This is a genomic window from Epilithonimonas sp. 33E (assembly GCF_059372615.1).
In genome coordinates this window covers 1,163,127-1,178,181 of the sequence record NZ_CM182009.1, presented here as the reverse complement: position 1 = coordinate 1,178,181, position 15,055 = coordinate 1,163,127, and the positions used below count along the sequence as shown (strand labels likewise).

Genomic DNA, 15,055 nt, shown 5'->3' with positions numbered 1-15,055 from the left:
AAATTTGGGGCGTATCTACATATTTTTCCCGGCAGCTTTTCCAAATCAAAAAATATGAAGACTGCGCCATCCGCTCATATCTTTTTCGTCGGCTCGCAAGTCGACAAAAAAGGATAACCGCTTCTATCGCTTACGCAGCTTCGCATAGTAGAAACTTTTCCCAAAAGAATTATCTTTGCAACAAATAATAAAACAAGAGCTCCAATTATATTATTTGCTAAGTAAAACGGCTTTGCGGACTTAAAAGCAGTTAGTAGTTTAAATCTTTGCGGACTTTGCGTTTAAATACTCATTTTTGAACCAATAAAATGTTTATCAACCTCAACCAAAATAAAAACCTCAAACTTTTCAAAATTATTTCTGAAGTGGCCGACAGAAACGGACAGTCTGTTTTCGCAGTAGGCGGATTCGTAAGGGATCTTCTGATGAAAAGAAAAGCATCAACCGACATCGATTTCGTTACAGAATCCAGCGGTATAGAACTCGCTGAAAGTATCGCCAAAGAGATTGACCCAAAAACAAAAGTGGCGGTTTTCAAAACTTATGGAACGGCAATGTTTCGTTACAAAGAGCTAGAGTTGGAATTTGTTGGCGCAAGAAAAGAAAGTTACAGCGAGGATTCCAGGAAGCCATCTGTCGAAACCGGAACTTTGGAAGACGATCAGAAACGCAGAGATTTTACCATTAATGCGATGGCGATTTCTCTTAACAAAGATAATTTCGGTGAATTGATCGATCCATTTGGTGGAATGCAGGATTTGTCCAACAAAACCCTGAGAACACCGCTGGAACCTCATCAAACTTATTCCGATGACCCTTTGAGAATGATGAGAGCCATCAGATTTGCAACTACATTGGATTTCGATATTGAAGACAATTCTCTAAAAGCTATTAAAGAAGAAGCAGAGCGAATGAAAATCGTTTCGATGGAACGTGTTATGGTTGAGTTCAACAAAATAATGCTTTCCGACAGACCTTCAAAAGGGTTGAAACTATTGGAAGAAACCGGGCTTCTGAATTATATTCTCCCGGAATTGGTTGCTCTCAAAGGCATCGAAGACATCGACGGACAAACACATAAAGACAATTTTTATCACACCTTACAAGTTGTTGATAATATTGCAGAAAGTACAGACAAACTTTGGCTACGTTGGTCAGCCTTGCTTCACGATATTGGAAAAGCACCAACAAAAAAATATGTTGAAGGAATCGGATGGACTTTTCACGGTCACGAATTTGTTGGTTCAAAGCAAATTAAAAATATTTTCAAACGACTGAAACTTCCACTTGGACAAGAACAGAAATATGTTGAAAAACTGGTAAGGATGCACGCCAGACCAATTGCACTGATCACCGACGATGCTTCTGATTCTGCATTGAGACGATTGCTTTTTGATTCCGGAGAAGATATGGAAGACCTTTTCACCCTTTGCAAATCAGATATCACGACAAAAAACTATTCTAGACAGGCTCGCTTCAAAAAGAATTTCGAATACGTTGCACAAAAGATAAAGGAAGTGGAAGAAAAAGACCAGGTCAGGAATTTCCAGCCACCCATTTCCGGAGAAGAGATTATGGAAATGTTTAATCTGAAACCAGGAAGAGAGATAGGAATTTTAAAAGAAAAAGTAAAAGAAGCGATTCTTGAAGGAGAAATTAAAAATGATAAAAATGAAGCGAGAGATTTTGTGATTGCTGAAGCGGAAAAATTAGGATTAAATTTGGTTTGATATGAATAAGACAGAACTAATTAAACTAATCAATCAAAAACTTTCCGAAAAAATCCAAAATTTCGAAAAACTGATTGTTGAAACCCGAGCTTCTAACAACGACACAAAAAGTTCTATGGGCGATAAATACGAGACTGGAAGAGAAATGCTTCAACAGGAGATCAATAATCTACAGGTTCAGCTTAATGAAGTTTTGAAGCAACAGGATTTTCTAAAAACCATTCCTGTGAAAATTTCTGACAAAGCTGAAAAAGGAGCCATTGTAAAAACAGAAAGAGGTTTGTTTTTTATCTCAGTTTCTTTAGGCGAAATTACTTTTGAAAATCAAAAAATCATTTGCATTTCTCCGGAATCTCCATTAGCAAAAGCAATGAATGGAAAAAGAAAAAACGAAACCTTTTCAATAAACAACATCAATCAAAAAATTGAAAATATCTGCTAAAATTTTCCGTATTTTGTAACACATAATTATAGCTCCCAATGCAAAACTACCTAGATCTACTTCAGCATATTTTAGATAACGGAACTGATAAGACCGACAGAACCGGAACCGGAACACGCAGCGTTTTTGGCTACCAGTTACGTTATGATCTATCGAAAGGATTTCCTTTGGTAACAACTAAAAAGGTTCATTTGAAATCTATTATTTATGAATTACTTTGGTTCATCAAAGGTGATACGAACATCAAATATCTGAAAGACAACGGTGTTTCTATTTGGGACGAATGGGCAGATGAAAACGGAGATCTTGGGCCGGTTTACGGCGCACAATGGAGAAGCTGGAACGGTGCCGACGGAAAAGTGGTTGACCAGTTTTCTGAAGTGATTGAGCAAATTAAAAAAAATCCGGATTCCCGCAGGTTAATCGTTTCCGCCTGGAATGCTGCTGAGATCCCGAATATGGCTTTGGCACCCTGTCATGCCTTGTTTCAGTTTTATGTAGCAGATGGAAAATTGTCGCTTCAACTTTACCAAAGAAGTGCTGATGTTTTCTTGGGCGTTCCTTTCAATATTGCAAGTTATGCGCTCTTATTAATGATGGTTGCGCAAGTTACAGGATTGGAAGTTGGCGATTATGTTCATACTTTTGGCGATGTTCATATTTACAATAATCATTTTGAGCAGGTTCAGAAACAACTTTCCAGAGAAACAAGACCTTTACCCACAATGAAACTGAATCCGGACATCAAAGATATTTTCGATTTTGATTTTGAAGATTTTACTTTGGAGAATTATGACCCGCATCCGGGGATTAAAGCACCGGTGGCGATATAAAAACCAAGTGGGATTTCCCCACTTTTTTTGTAACAATTCTTTAAAATCAAGTACTTATAACACTTAAAATAAACATTGATATAAAAATTCGTAAGAATGAAAAAAATATTCATCGCGGCACTTTTCTTAGGTGCAATTTTTAATTCCAATGTTGCTTTTGCACAGACAGAAACTTCCGGCAGAACTGTTCCTTACAGAGCAACACACACCAAAACGACAGAACTGAAACATACCAAACTGAAAGTCAGTTTCGATTATCAGAAAGAACAGATGAACGGTGAAGAATGGCTGACAGCAAGTCCTTTCTTTTATGCAACCAACGAATTGGTTCTTGATGCAAAAGGAATGTTGATCCATGAAGTGGCTTTGGACAAAAATGGTTCTAAGTCACCACTTAAATTCGATTATAAAAACGATGTTCTGAAAATCACGCTTGATAAAACTTATCAAAAAAATCAGGATTACACTGTTTATATCAAATACACTGCCCGTCCCAATGAGGTAAAACAGGAAGGAAGCCTGGCAATCAGTGACGCAAAAGGCCTTTACTTTATCAATGCTCAAGGCAAAGATCCGGATAAACCAACACAAATCTGGACCCAGGGAGAAACCGAATCTTCATCTGCCTGGTTTCCGACCATTGACAAATCCAACCAGAAAACTACACAGGAAATCTATATGACCGTTCCTGATAAATACGTTACCCTTTCTAACGGAATTCTGAAAGATTCTCAAAAGGAATCAGGAAATATGAGAACGGACCATTGGGTAATGGACAAGAGACATTCAACCTACCTTTTCTTTATGGGCGTTGGGGAATATGCAATCGTAAAGGACAAATGGCGAAATATTCCTGTAGATTATTACATCGAGAAAGAATATGAACCTTATGCAAAACAAATCTATGGCAACACGCCAGAGATGATTGAATTCTTTTCTAAGAAATTAGGTTACGATTATCCTTGGGCAAAATATGCGCAAATCTCCGGAAGAGATTATGTTTCCGGCGCTATGGAGAATACAACTGCAACACTCCACGGAAGTGATATTTTGCAGAAGCCAGGACAGTTAATCGATGAAAATAAATGGGAGGACACTATTGCTCACGAGTTGTTTCACCATTGGTTCGGAGATTTGGTAACAGCAGAAAGTTGGAGTAATTTGACGGTTAATGAATCATTTGCCAATTACTCAGAATATCTCTGGAACGAATACAAATATGGAAAAGACCAGGCTGATTACCATCAAATGGAAGATGTGAATCATTACATCCATAACCCGGGAGATTTCAAAAAGGATTTGGTGAGATTTAATTACGCTTCCCGTGAAGATGTTTTCGATCTGGTTACTTATCAGAAAGGTGGCGGGGTTCTTCATATGCTGAGAAATTATCTGGGTGATGATGCATTTTTTGCCGGGATGAATGATTATCTTAAAACCTACGAATATCAGAATGCCGAAGCTCATCAATTAAGATTATCATTCGAGAAGGTATCGGGAAAAGATCTGAATTGGTTTTTCAATCAATGGTATTTCGGAAGCGGGCATCCAAAACTGACTTATACTTCAACCTTCGAGCCTGTTAAAAAACAAGTTACTGTTGTCATCAGCCAGTCCCAGGATCAGCCTTTCGAGTTTCCTTTAGCCATTGATGTGTATGATAATGGAAAACCAAAGCGTTTCAATGTTTGGGTAGATGCAAAAGCAAAAAACACCTTCACTTTTGATTCTTCTAAAACACCTGATTTGATTAATATCAATGCGGACGGAATTCTGGTTGCAGATATTACCGATACCAAAACACCGGAGCAAAGCCTTCTCCAATTCATAGGCTCTAAAGAATATAAAAGTAAATCTATCGCTCTGAGCACTATCAAAGAAGACGCTGCAAAAAATCCTGCAGGCATCAAACTATTGGCTGCAGCGCTGAAAGATCCATTCTTCAGAATCAGAGAGCAGGCATTGGAACAAATTGATCTGACAATCCCTGACCAGGCAAAAGCTTTAAATGTAGAAGTTGAAAAATTAGCTTCAAATGATCCGAAAACTTTGGTTCAGGCAGCCGCGATCTCAGCTTTGGCAAAAACTAAAAATGCCAAGTACAGTCTGGTTTACGAAAAAGGACTGAATGCCGTTTCTAATGCCGTAAAAGGGGCTTCATTAGCGGGAATAGCTGAACTGGATCCTTCCAAAGCAGCAGCATCTTTGGATAAAATTGATTTGAATGGCGCATCGGAAGATCTGATGTCGAAACTGCTTCCACTCATTGTCAAGAATAAAATCGAAAAACAAATGCCGGCTATCGGGACAACTGTTGCCTTCTACCCTTTTATCAAGTTTCAGGATCCTGCACTTGGCAAATCTGCAGAGGAAGGATACAACTGGATTATGTCATCCGACAACCTGGAAGCAACAGAGAAAGTAACCAAAGTTTTGGTTCAGGCTAAATCTCAAATGCCGGACAACCCGCAGATCAAAATGATGATCAGCCAAATGCTGAAAGACGGGCTGAACAAGAAAATGGAGGTGTTGAAAAACAATCCTAACAGCCCTACAATTAACCGTCAGATTGATGCCATTAATAAATCTATCGAAGCTTTTAAATAGAAATTAGAATAGAGATATACTTCAGCTGTGTTCAATATGACAATTCTGTCATCTTACAACATCCTGAAGCCTTATTAGATCGACAAAGCCATCTCAATGAGATGGCTTTTTTATAAAAAGTGATTTGAAGAATAAATCCCGCAGACCAAAATAGCAAAAAACACAAATGATGATGACAAGTATCCGCCAACCAATACTACAAGATCTACGGGAAAATAATAAAAAATCTAAAAACACTTAGCCCTTCTTCTGGAATGTTGCCAGCTTCAAGGCATCTTTTATCATTTTGCCGGGGCGGAAGACCGGCTTCACGCTTTTGATGCTGGATGCTGTCACATCCTTTTCATTTTCTTCACCATTGCTGGAACCGCCGGCCTGTAGGGTAAAATATCCTCCCACATAAACAATCTTGCCATCGGCTACATCTTCAGCAATCTTAGAAAATGTACTTTCCAGCACCGCATAGATATCTGCTTTAGAAACAGTGGATGTAGAAGCGGCATACCTGGCAAGATCATCAAGTGTGGTTTTCCCATCGCCTACGATATTGGCATAATACTTTGCAGGCTCATCTCTGTTTTGTGGGTTCTTTTTTGGAACCACTTTGAATTTAATTGGCATCTTTTGTATTTTTTTAATTAAAATTAAATTTTATTGATTGGGATAAAATTATAAATTTTAATTAAACAAAAAAGCAAATTTTATTAAATATTTTAGCTTGTAGAAAAAAATCTACAAATACAACATAAAACAAGAAAGGTATATTTCACTAAAAACCTACGTTCCTTTTTGTAAAAACGTACGTATCTTTTTATCAAAACGTACGTGCGTTTTAATTGAAACGTACGTGCGTTTTTGACCACCCCTGCAAACGCCCTGTTCATCGGACTTGCAGAGGGGTGTTTTTTTGTCTTTTTTACTTCTTCAGAAGACCTTCTATAAGCTTGTTCTGGGACTCGATCAGTTTAGCGATCTGCTCCTGGTTTTTGAGGATACTTTCCATCAGTTCCGGAGACTGCATATTAAAAGTAGGATTATATTGATTGACAGCAGCAACAGCATTATCACTAAAATCACTGTTTGTCATAATATTATTAGCATCACTTAGCAAGTCATTCATATCCACCTCCAGCGCTTTGGCAATGCTGTTGAGAAGGAGCGAATTGGGGATGCTCTTGTCCGATTCTATATTGGAAATAGTCCCTTGCGTCACATCCAGGCGCAGTGCCAGATCGTCCTGTGACCAGTTTTTGGCTTCGCGGTAGCGTCTTACTTTGGTTCCTAAGCTCATTTTATTAATATTTTAATCAAAAATATTAAAATAATAATGATATCCATTTTATTTTTTTTTCATTTTTGAATTCGGAAAATATTTTTAATTTTAACAAAAAAACAAACAAGATGAAAAAAACCTATTTACTTTGGTTTGCCCTTTGGGCACTCCTCCTTATCGGGTGCAGGCAAGATCATTTTCCCGAGGCTGAAAGTTACAATAACAATGGTAAGTTCCGGCTTACAAAGAAAACCGTATCCCTGGATAAGGCACAGCACAAAAATGCCATCTCAACTCTGATGGCTGAAACCGAAGCCAAAATCAAAACCAGATCCTCTCATACAGGCAAATCTTCTGCAGATGAAGATCTTTCTCTGGATACGGAAAACATCATCTATATGGAAAACGGATCCAATTATCATACGTACACCTTCCGTGTGATCAGCCAGGATCCGTCAGCAGATGTACAGAATCTGGTAATGAGTCCGCTTACTGATGGCTCCTATGAGAGATTCCTGGTAACCTATCATCTTACAGAAGCCGAAAAAACGGCTATTTCTCAGGATCAGTATGTTGATATTGCTGGTAAAATAAATATCGTTTATCTGGAAAATGACCAGATCCCTACCGAAACCAACAATAGCATGGGGTGTAAATGGGTAGAAGTAACACACATCCATGCCTGCAGCTCCAATGAACATGGGGAATGGAATATAGAAGAATGGGGAGAATGTGAAGCCAGTACCAAGCCCTATGTATATACCACGATGGTTTACCAATGCACGGAGCAGGAAGATCCGCAATCTCCTGGCGGAGGCGGAGGTGGCGGTACCGGAGGCGGAGGCGGTAGTGATACACCTCCAGCAACTAGTAACCCCTGCAATGGTGGCTCCGGTGGTGTAAACGACCAGCCCCAAAGCCCAAATACAACAGGAAGACAGAACTGCGGTGGCGTTCCTACAACTATTAATATCGTAAAAGAGACAGATCCTTGTACGAAAACAAAAGCTATCTACAATAACACAGCTGTAAAATCAAGATATGATGTGCTTAAGCAACATACTTCTGACGCAAATGAAACGGGGTATGGTTTCAGAACGGTTTCTGATGGTAATGGCGGCACAACAACCCAAACTACACCACTAAACCCCGATGCTGTAAATCCAGACAAAATGAAAGTTGCCATTTTCCCTACCAGCTATGGCTATGCCCATACGCATCTAGACAAGGCTAATGGCAAAATGTCTGTAAAGATTTTTTCTCCCGCAGATATTAATACCTTCATCGCTTTTCTAAAAAATGCAAAGGCAAATGGAACACCTCTTGGTGATATTTTTGGCGGTATGTTGGCCTCTGATCCGGATACAAACTACAATATCTACCAGATGCAATACACAGGAACTGGGAATGATCTGCCAGCTGATGATTTTACTAAAGAGCAGCTGGATGCTTTGAGAATAGATTATAGAGCAATGGCTCAAGAAATATTAAATAATAATGATGGAGTATTAAGTCATTCAGATATGCAAAGATTATTTTTTAAGTTTTTAAAGAAAATGAATCTTAAGAATGTGGTATTAAGTAAAATAGAGAACGACGTAAACAAAACCAAAATAATTAATTTTGATACAGATGGCAACCCAACAGAACAGAGCTGTCCACAATAACTCAAATAGAACTACAATTATGAGAAATTTACTATTTATATTCTGTTTATCATTTTTTGCGTGCAAATCACAGCAAATAATTCCTTTAGAAACTAAAGGTTTTCCTATTGAAAACACTTATTACAAAGATTTAAACAATGAATTAGACCCATATATTGGTACTTGGAAGGGTGTTTTTAATGATAAAATATTTATTATAACTTTTTCAAAATATAAGAATTATAATTCAACCGGTAACTATTATAAAGATAGATTAGCTGGAAAATACCGTATGCTTGATGCTAGTGGCAACCAACTGTACTCTACCTATAATCTTTCGGATGAAAAAGCTAAGGTTATGAGTCTTGGTTTTGTAGAAGGTACTAATAAAACTAAATTAAGGCTTATGTTTAATGACTTGTGTATTGGAGGACAAATTGTACTTAGTTTTGAAAATATCCAAAAAACACAGATGCATTGGACATATTATACAGAGCAGGAACTAGTACCAGATGATTCAGGCTGTGCACCTTATAACGAAATGCCGAGAGGAGAGTTTACTTTGACGAAACAATAAATTAAAAGCCTCAGCAATGGGGCTTTGTATTTTTAGTTGTAAACGACCAGCCCCAAAGCCTAAATACAACAGGAAGACAGAACTGCGGTGGCGTTCCTACAACTATTAATATCGTAAAAGATACAGACCCTTGTACGAAAACAAAAGCACTTATGGTGAATAATGATGTTAAAGATGTCGTAAAAGACTTAAGGGATCATATTACCAGTGGGAAAGGAGGAGAAAAAGGCTATGGCATCAAAAAGAATGGCACAGCTTCACCGACCACAGAAAACAGTGATCATAGCGTGAATTTTGGAGATCCTTCTTTATTAACAGGCGGTTATCATAACCATACCGGGACAAAAGTGGATATTTTTTCTGCAAAGGATATTTCTACTTTGATAGAAATAGCCAGGTATAATGGTTCTTCTAATCCCACTAATGCATTTATGGGGCTTATTGCACCAAACGGCATCCATTATTTAATAAGATTTAATGGGCTTCAAACAGATTTACCGCCATTTAATAGTTTTTCTGATGTTCAAAAAGAAATTTGGAATATTGAGCAAGCGATACAGAAGAATGATTTGTTATCAGAAAATCAATTTACACAAACTATTAATGGAAAAAAAACATTAAATTCCAAAGGTTTAGAAAAGATATTATTTGATACATTAGAGAAAATGGGATTAAAAGATAAAGTTGTTGTTCAAAAAATGGATGATAACAACAATGTATCAATTATTATACAAAATCCTGATAAAACCACAACTTCACTACCTTGTCCTTAATCAAAAATTAATTATTATGAAAAATATATTCTTATTAAGTTTTATAATCACTATAATATCGTGTAGAGCACAGTAAACCTATTTATTAAATGAGTCAGCTGTAGATATGCCAGAAAATTCATATTTTAAAGATACAAATAATGAATTAGATCCTTATGTTGGAACGTGGAAAACAAACTTTAATGGAAAGTTTATAACTTTAAATATTACAAAAGAAATTAAAAAGTCATTTACATTGCTGGGCAAAAATTATTTTACCGATCAATTAATTGTAAAATATGAAGTGAAAGATACAAATGGAAATATATTACAAACATCTTTAAATGCTGTATATCCTACTGGCGGTAGTGTAAAATATTTAATAATAAGCACGGGAACAAATCGAGATAGCAACAATGAAGTAAATCTTGCGTATGCCGGCGGAAATTGTGGCGCAGGTGGTGGAGAAATAAAATTTCAGAAAATCAGCAATACACAGTTTTATTGGAGTTATTATCCGGGAGTTACAACAAGAAATGATGTAACCTGCCCACCAAATCTTGATTACCATATCTATCTGCCAGAAACAGAGAACCTAGTTTTTACAAAACAGTAAATCAAAAGCCTCAGCAATGGGGCTTTGATCTATACTAATGAGGAACATTATTTTTATATTACTATTTTTAATTTGTGGCTGTGTTGCAAAACCTGTTAGGCTGAGCTATTATTTATCTACATTAGAAAATATAAAAGACTTTCCACCTACAGAAAGAGAAGCTAAAACGATAGATTCTCTAAATAAGAAGTCGAAAGAATTTTCTGAAAAATGTAGGCGGGAAAATCTAAATTGTACCATAGATAGTTCTGAAATATGGGTGGAGTTTAAAGGAGGAATAACTAAATTTCGAATGATATTATTTAATAATTTTAAACTTCCCCAAAATGCGAAAGAAGGAGAAAATCGGGTAAGAGTAACTATTGGGAAAAATAATAATCTTGAAAAAATAGAAATACTGCAATATACCGATGTTGATACCAAGCAAGCTATTGAAGATGTTTTTAAGTTGAAAGAACTGGACAACTGGGCATCGGCGAAAATCTATTCGATACCTGTGAAAACACAATTCGAGATCAGTATTTTTATTGTCAGAAAATAAAAGAATAATTAATAAACCCGTGAATTGGGACTTTATCAATCGTCACAAATGATGAAACAACTTATCTTCTTTTTTATTCTTTTGTCTTCTCTGCTCAATTCGCAGGTAGTAACAGATTCTATCTTAGGGAAGCCCAGATATGTAAAAGAGTCCGTCATTTTTCTAAATAAATCTGGTCCATTTACTTTTATGGAAGGTGATGATGAGTATGGTCACGCTATGATTATGACACCAGAAAATTTAAGAAACAGTATGAAAGATACTTGGTTTGAAAGTGATTTTTGCCGGTACATAAACAATGAAACCTATTACAGTGAAAATAGGAATATTACAAAAGAAATCTGGTATTATAAGTCTGGAGAAATAGTTGATGAATATGTTTATGAATATGATCATCTTAGTAGGTTAATAACTGAAAAATCTAAAAATAAATATTCAGAAAGAACAGTTAGTAATTTTTATGAAGGAAATAGCAAAACAGCAAAATTTAAGGAACGTTATTATAAAAGAAAAAATGAAGCTGTGGAAAAATATGTGAATAATACGGAAAGTTTCAAACCATTGTTCACCACGAAGTTTGATTCCTTAACGAAGACAGACAGTATTTTTTCAGTTACTAATAGATATATGAAAAATCTAGGCGATGGAAGTTATACTGAAGCCATTGATTCTATTTATCATCAAAAATTAGTTCTTGTAAAAAAATATGATTCGAAGTTTAAAGTAATTGAAGAAAAAAAATTCAAACCGGATGACTATATTCGAAAAAAAGTCTTTTTAGAGACGCATATGTTATATGAATATGATGAATCTGGAAAAATTAAAAAACAAACTAATTTAAGAGATGGAAAGCGGCATAGTTATCTATTTAACAATGCCGGAAAAGTAATAGAAGAAATGGTGAATGATGACTATGGAAAAACTTTAACTACAACTTTTATATATAATAAGAATCACAATCTTGAACAAATAACAACGCATTATGATCATAAAATATGGAATGATAAAAAATTTGAATACAAAGACAACTATATTAACAAGCTATATTATTTAGATAAATTCGGAAGGGAAGATGAGCCAGTAGAGCCCACGGTAATCACTTTTAAGTACAAATTTGACAAACAAAAAAACTGGACAGAAATTGTCAAGAGTGTGAATGGGAAAGACTTGTACAAATGGATTAGAAAAATCGAATATTATTAAAAAACCTCAAATTAGTTTGAGGTTTTGTTTTTTCACAACTCTTTCAACGGATCCCAAAAGAGTATTTTAAAATCTTTAATCTTCCTGTTTTCCTGCACCATAACATTTTCTTTTTCCAGTCTTTCCCGGAACGAAGGAACCGATAATTTCCCTGAACTACTAATGACCCTGTGTGCCGGAACATCTTTGGGACATCCTCCCATCGCATTGCCAACGTGGCGGGAATGATTGGGATAGCCAACTGCTTTCGCAATAGCACCGTATGTGGATACTCTGCCTTTAGGGATCAGTCTTGTAACTTCGTAAACCTGTTGCTTGAATAGATCGTTCATTGTTAAAATTCTAGAAGTTTAAGCTTTAGCTGCACAGCAAAATTATCTTTAAAATTATTGTTGGCATAATGCCCGACTCTGTAAAAGAAACCTAAATTAAATCGGGAACTGAGGAAATTATTATATTCTAACCCGACCTCCTGATACAGATGATCCAAAGGCGAAAATTCGAATTGATGATACTCCGGATTTTTCATATTACCGATGACTCCCTTATAGATGAAATCGAAGCTGGACGTGTTCTTCCCAAAACTTTTGAAATACCAGGGAATGCGGTGCGTGATAAAATACCCGGCAAATTTATCATTGAAATATTTTCCTGCAGTCATCGTAGCAAATCCAAGATATGTCGTGAAGTTGAAATTGGATAAGATGCCCGTATTCTTATTAGAATCCAAACCGCCCATCTCGAAGGCGTGCCAGATCGGTGCTTCGCCAAGATAATAACCGCCATAAACTCTTGTCCCGGTATTTCCTAAAATAGTTCTGAACTGATGTGTGTACAGAACGTCCAGTCTGCTATAATTGAAATCGCCGCCCAGAGTTTTATAGCCTTGCTCATAGTTGAAATAAACTTCGGGAAAATTCTGATCATAAGTATATTTGCCGGCAGGCGTCATAATATTTTTGCTGTTCGGAGAGAATTTGATTGTCGCCAACGAGCTGAAGTTATCAAATCCACCAGACTGATTCATAAACTGATAATCGAACCCTGCTTCCTCCGTTTGTCTATTAGCAGAGACATTCAGCGTCAAAGAATTAGACAAATCAATCTGGTAACCAACACGAAAACCGTCGTATTTGTAATATTTATCGTTTTGGATGGACATCCCGGTATTGTTGATCGTCATCTTCATATTCCAAAGATTCTGACTGAATCTCCCCGAAGCGGCTACATCGTGGAAATATTCGACTCGGAAGAAAGAATTTCTTTCCAGAGTTGTTCGGAAATCGATTCCTGCACCATATTTCCAATCCCTGTCTTTGAAGCCGTAAGCCAAATAAACATCAGGCGAAATATAACGGTTAAAACGCTCATTCATCTTAAAACCAGCGCCCAATCTGAAACCTTCGTAACGGTTATACTTGGTTTGCAAAGGATCGATATCCACCATCCCAATGGTGAATTTTCCCCTTAATAAAGCCGTTAAAACTTTGACTTTGCTGTCCAATGTATATTTCTTTCCGATACTGTCAATCTTCACATAGGTCTGCTTTTCCCTGGTGGTGAGACTGTCGGTCCTATATTGATCCAATAATGACCCGTCCGCATTCTGAACACCCATCGTATAACCTTTGAACTGTGACGCTTTGAACTCGACAGGTGTCTGGAAATCAAAATAATCGGCTTTCATATAAGCATAATTTCCAAATCTTTTGGTTTTGGACAATCGTTCTTTTTTCTCCTCAGCCGTTTCGTTATCTTTCTTTTTAACCGTCGAAAATTCTGATGAACCCATTTTGATTTTAAGGTTCTCGGTCTTCAGAAACCATTTGTTTTGAATCGGAATCCAAACCGAAGTGATGCTTCCGTCTGTTCTTACTTTGCTATTACTCTCGATTTTTTTGATGGCATAAGTTTCTTTGTCGATGTACAGATAACCGTTGTATTTTCTACGGTTAACAGGCACTTTGTAATCAACCTGTCGAAAACGTATTACGAAATTATCCCTGCCATCAATCTCGATGGAGTCTGTTAAAAAGTACCTGTAAAGGCTTCTGTTTTCAGGAAGGATTTCTCTTGGGATTTTGTCTCTATTGGATCTCAGAGCCAGCATCTCGTAAACAGGATTTTTCAAGCCGGAGATTCTGTTATCCAGGATATTGACTTTCTCGCCATATTTTTTAGAATACAAAAACTGCATTGCGCGCTCCCAAAGAAACATCTTGCTATCCTTGATGATCGACATCATCTGCTCGCCTTCTATCGAATCTTTTTTCTTTTTATCTCTCTGGGAAAACTCACGATTCGGAAGCTTTGATAATGAATCTTCTCTTGCATCTATGAATCTTCTGTATTCTCTGATGCTGTCCTCATCCACATCGTAAGACATTTTCTCGTAAGACTTATACGAATAAGAATCTAATGCATTAGGAGAATTATCTTTGAATCTTCGGAAAACTTTATCTATGATTGCCAAAGCTCTCGGGTCGCTTTCGTTGGAAAGTGTTACGCCTTCTATCTCGTGGGTTTTGGCGTTTTCTCTGTCCAGTTCCAATTCCATTATTTTGTCAACAACAACTTCATCTCCTATAAACCCGTTGATTTCTACATCAACCTTGGAACATTTGGTTGTGAAAGCTGCCACACCTTTCTCATCGGTCTCTGTTATGTATTGATTATTACAATAGACTTTCGCGCCTTTGATCGGCTTATGATTGTCCGCTCTATAAACACTCAGCGTGCTTTGAGAAAAAACAATTGAGAAACAAAACAGAAAGGTTAAAGAAAAGATTTTGTTCATAGTTTAGTTTTTATTAAGTAGTCAAAAAATTATCGTTA

14 protein-coding genes are annotated in these 15,055 nt (G+C 36.7%); 10 read left to right on the top strand and 4 right to left on the bottom strand.

Annotated features, from left to right (window positions below; genetic code table 11):
- Window positions 1–308: 308 nt before the first annotated feature.
- The 4 genes from AC5P2S_RS05520 to AC5P2S_RS05505 all read left to right on the top strand — a co-directional run bounded on the left by AC5P2S_RS05520 (window position 309) and on the right by AC5P2S_RS05505 (window position 5,612).
- Window positions 309–1,730, top strand: coding sequence for a CCA tRNA nucleotidyltransferase (locus AC5P2S_RS05520; protein ID WP_494556536.1), 1,422 nt, complete (start codon window positions 309–311; stop codon window positions 1,728–1,730).
- Between the two features lies 1 nt (window position 1,731).
- Window positions 1,732–2,172 carry a hypothetical protein gene (locus AC5P2S_RS05515; RefSeq protein WP_494556535.1) on the top strand — a complete coding sequence of 147 codons (441 nt, stop codon included), beginning with the start codon at window positions 1,732–1,734 and terminating at the stop codon, window positions 2,170–2,172.
- A 38-nt stretch (window positions 2,173–2,210) separates the two neighbouring features.
- The gene (locus AC5P2S_RS05510) at window positions 2,211–3,005 is read left to right on the top strand and encodes a thymidylate synthase (protein ID WP_283417503.1); all 795 of its coding nucleotides are present in this window, start codon (window positions 2,211–2,213) and stop codon (window positions 3,003–3,005) included.
- Window positions 3,006–3,101: 96 nt separating this feature from the next.
- Window positions 3,102–5,612 carry a M1 family metallopeptidase gene (locus AC5P2S_RS05505; RefSeq protein ID WP_494556534.1) on the top strand — a complete coding sequence of 837 codons (2,511 nt, stop codon included), beginning with the start codon at window positions 3,102–3,104 and terminating at the stop codon, window positions 5,610–5,612.
- A gap of 237 nt (window positions 5,613–5,849) precedes the next feature.
- On the opposite strand, the gene AC5P2S_RS05500 is transcribed toward AC5P2S_RS05505, so the two are convergent.
- Both AC5P2S_RS05500 and AC5P2S_RS05495 read right to left on the bottom strand, forming a co-directional pair.
- Window positions 5,850–6,233, bottom strand: coding sequence for an HU family DNA-binding protein (locus tag AC5P2S_RS05500; RefSeq protein WP_494556533.1), 384 nt, complete (start codon window positions 6,231–6,233; stop codon window positions 5,850–5,852).
- Between the two features lie 295 nt (window positions 6,234–6,528).
- Window positions 6,529–6,903, bottom strand: a complete 375-nt coding sequence (locus AC5P2S_RS05495) for a helix-turn-helix domain-containing protein (protein WP_494556532.1) — start codon at window positions 6,901–6,903, stop codon at window positions 6,529–6,531.
- Between the two features lie 110 nt (window positions 6,904–7,013).
- On the opposite strand from AC5P2S_RS05495, the gene AC5P2S_RS05490 reads away from it, so the two are divergent.
- The 6 genes from AC5P2S_RS05490 to AC5P2S_RS05465 all read left to right on the top strand — a co-directional run bounded on the left by AC5P2S_RS05490 (window position 7,014) and on the right by AC5P2S_RS05465 (window position 12,220).
- Entirely contained in the window at window positions 7,014–8,552 is a 1,539-nt protein-coding gene (locus AC5P2S_RS05490; RefSeq protein WP_494556531.1) for a hypothetical protein, read from the top strand.
- Complete coding sequence (locus AC5P2S_RS05485; protein WP_494556530.1) at window positions 8,518–9,108, top strand: DUF6705 family protein; 591 nt, start codon at window positions 8,518–8,520, stop codon at window positions 9,106–9,108. The genes AC5P2S_RS05490 and AC5P2S_RS05485 overlap by 35 nt, the downstream gene beginning before the upstream one ends.
- Before the next feature lie 152 nt (window positions 9,109–9,260).
- The gene (locus AC5P2S_RS05480) at window positions 9,261–9,881 is read left to right on the top strand and encodes a hypothetical protein (protein ID WP_494556529.1); all 621 of its coding nucleotides are present in this window, start codon (window positions 9,261–9,263) and stop codon (window positions 9,879–9,881) included.
- 106 nt (window positions 9,882–9,987) lie between these two features.
- Entirely contained in the window at window positions 9,988–10,476 is a 489-nt protein-coding gene (locus tag AC5P2S_RS05475) for a hypothetical protein (protein ID WP_494556528.1), read from the top strand.
- A 37-nt stretch (window positions 10,477–10,513) separates the two neighbouring features.
- On the top strand, window positions 10,514–11,017 hold the full coding sequence (locus tag AC5P2S_RS05470; protein WP_494556527.1) for a hypothetical protein: 504 nt from the start codon (window positions 10,514–10,516) through the stop codon (window positions 11,015–11,017).
- A 48-nt stretch (window positions 11,018–11,065) separates the two neighbouring features.
- Entirely contained in the window at window positions 11,066–12,220 is a 1,155-nt protein-coding gene (locus AC5P2S_RS05465) for a hypothetical protein (RefSeq protein ID WP_494556526.1), read from the top strand.
- Between the two features lie 32 nt (window positions 12,221–12,252).
- On the opposite strand, the gene AC5P2S_RS05460 is transcribed toward AC5P2S_RS05465, so the two are convergent.
- Both AC5P2S_RS05460 and AC5P2S_RS05455 read right to left on the bottom strand, forming a co-directional pair.
- Window positions 12,253–12,552 (bottom strand): MGMT family protein, encoded by a 300-nt coding sequence (locus AC5P2S_RS05460; RefSeq protein WP_494556525.1) that lies wholly within the window; start codon window positions 12,550–12,552, stop codon window positions 12,253–12,255.
- A gap of 2 nt (window positions 12,553–12,554) precedes the next feature.
- Window positions 12,555–15,017 (bottom strand): hypothetical protein, encoded by a 2,463-nt coding sequence (locus AC5P2S_RS05455; RefSeq protein WP_494556524.1) that lies wholly within the window; start codon window positions 15,015–15,017, stop codon window positions 12,555–12,557.
- Between the last annotated feature and the right edge of the window lie 38 nt (window positions 15,018–15,055).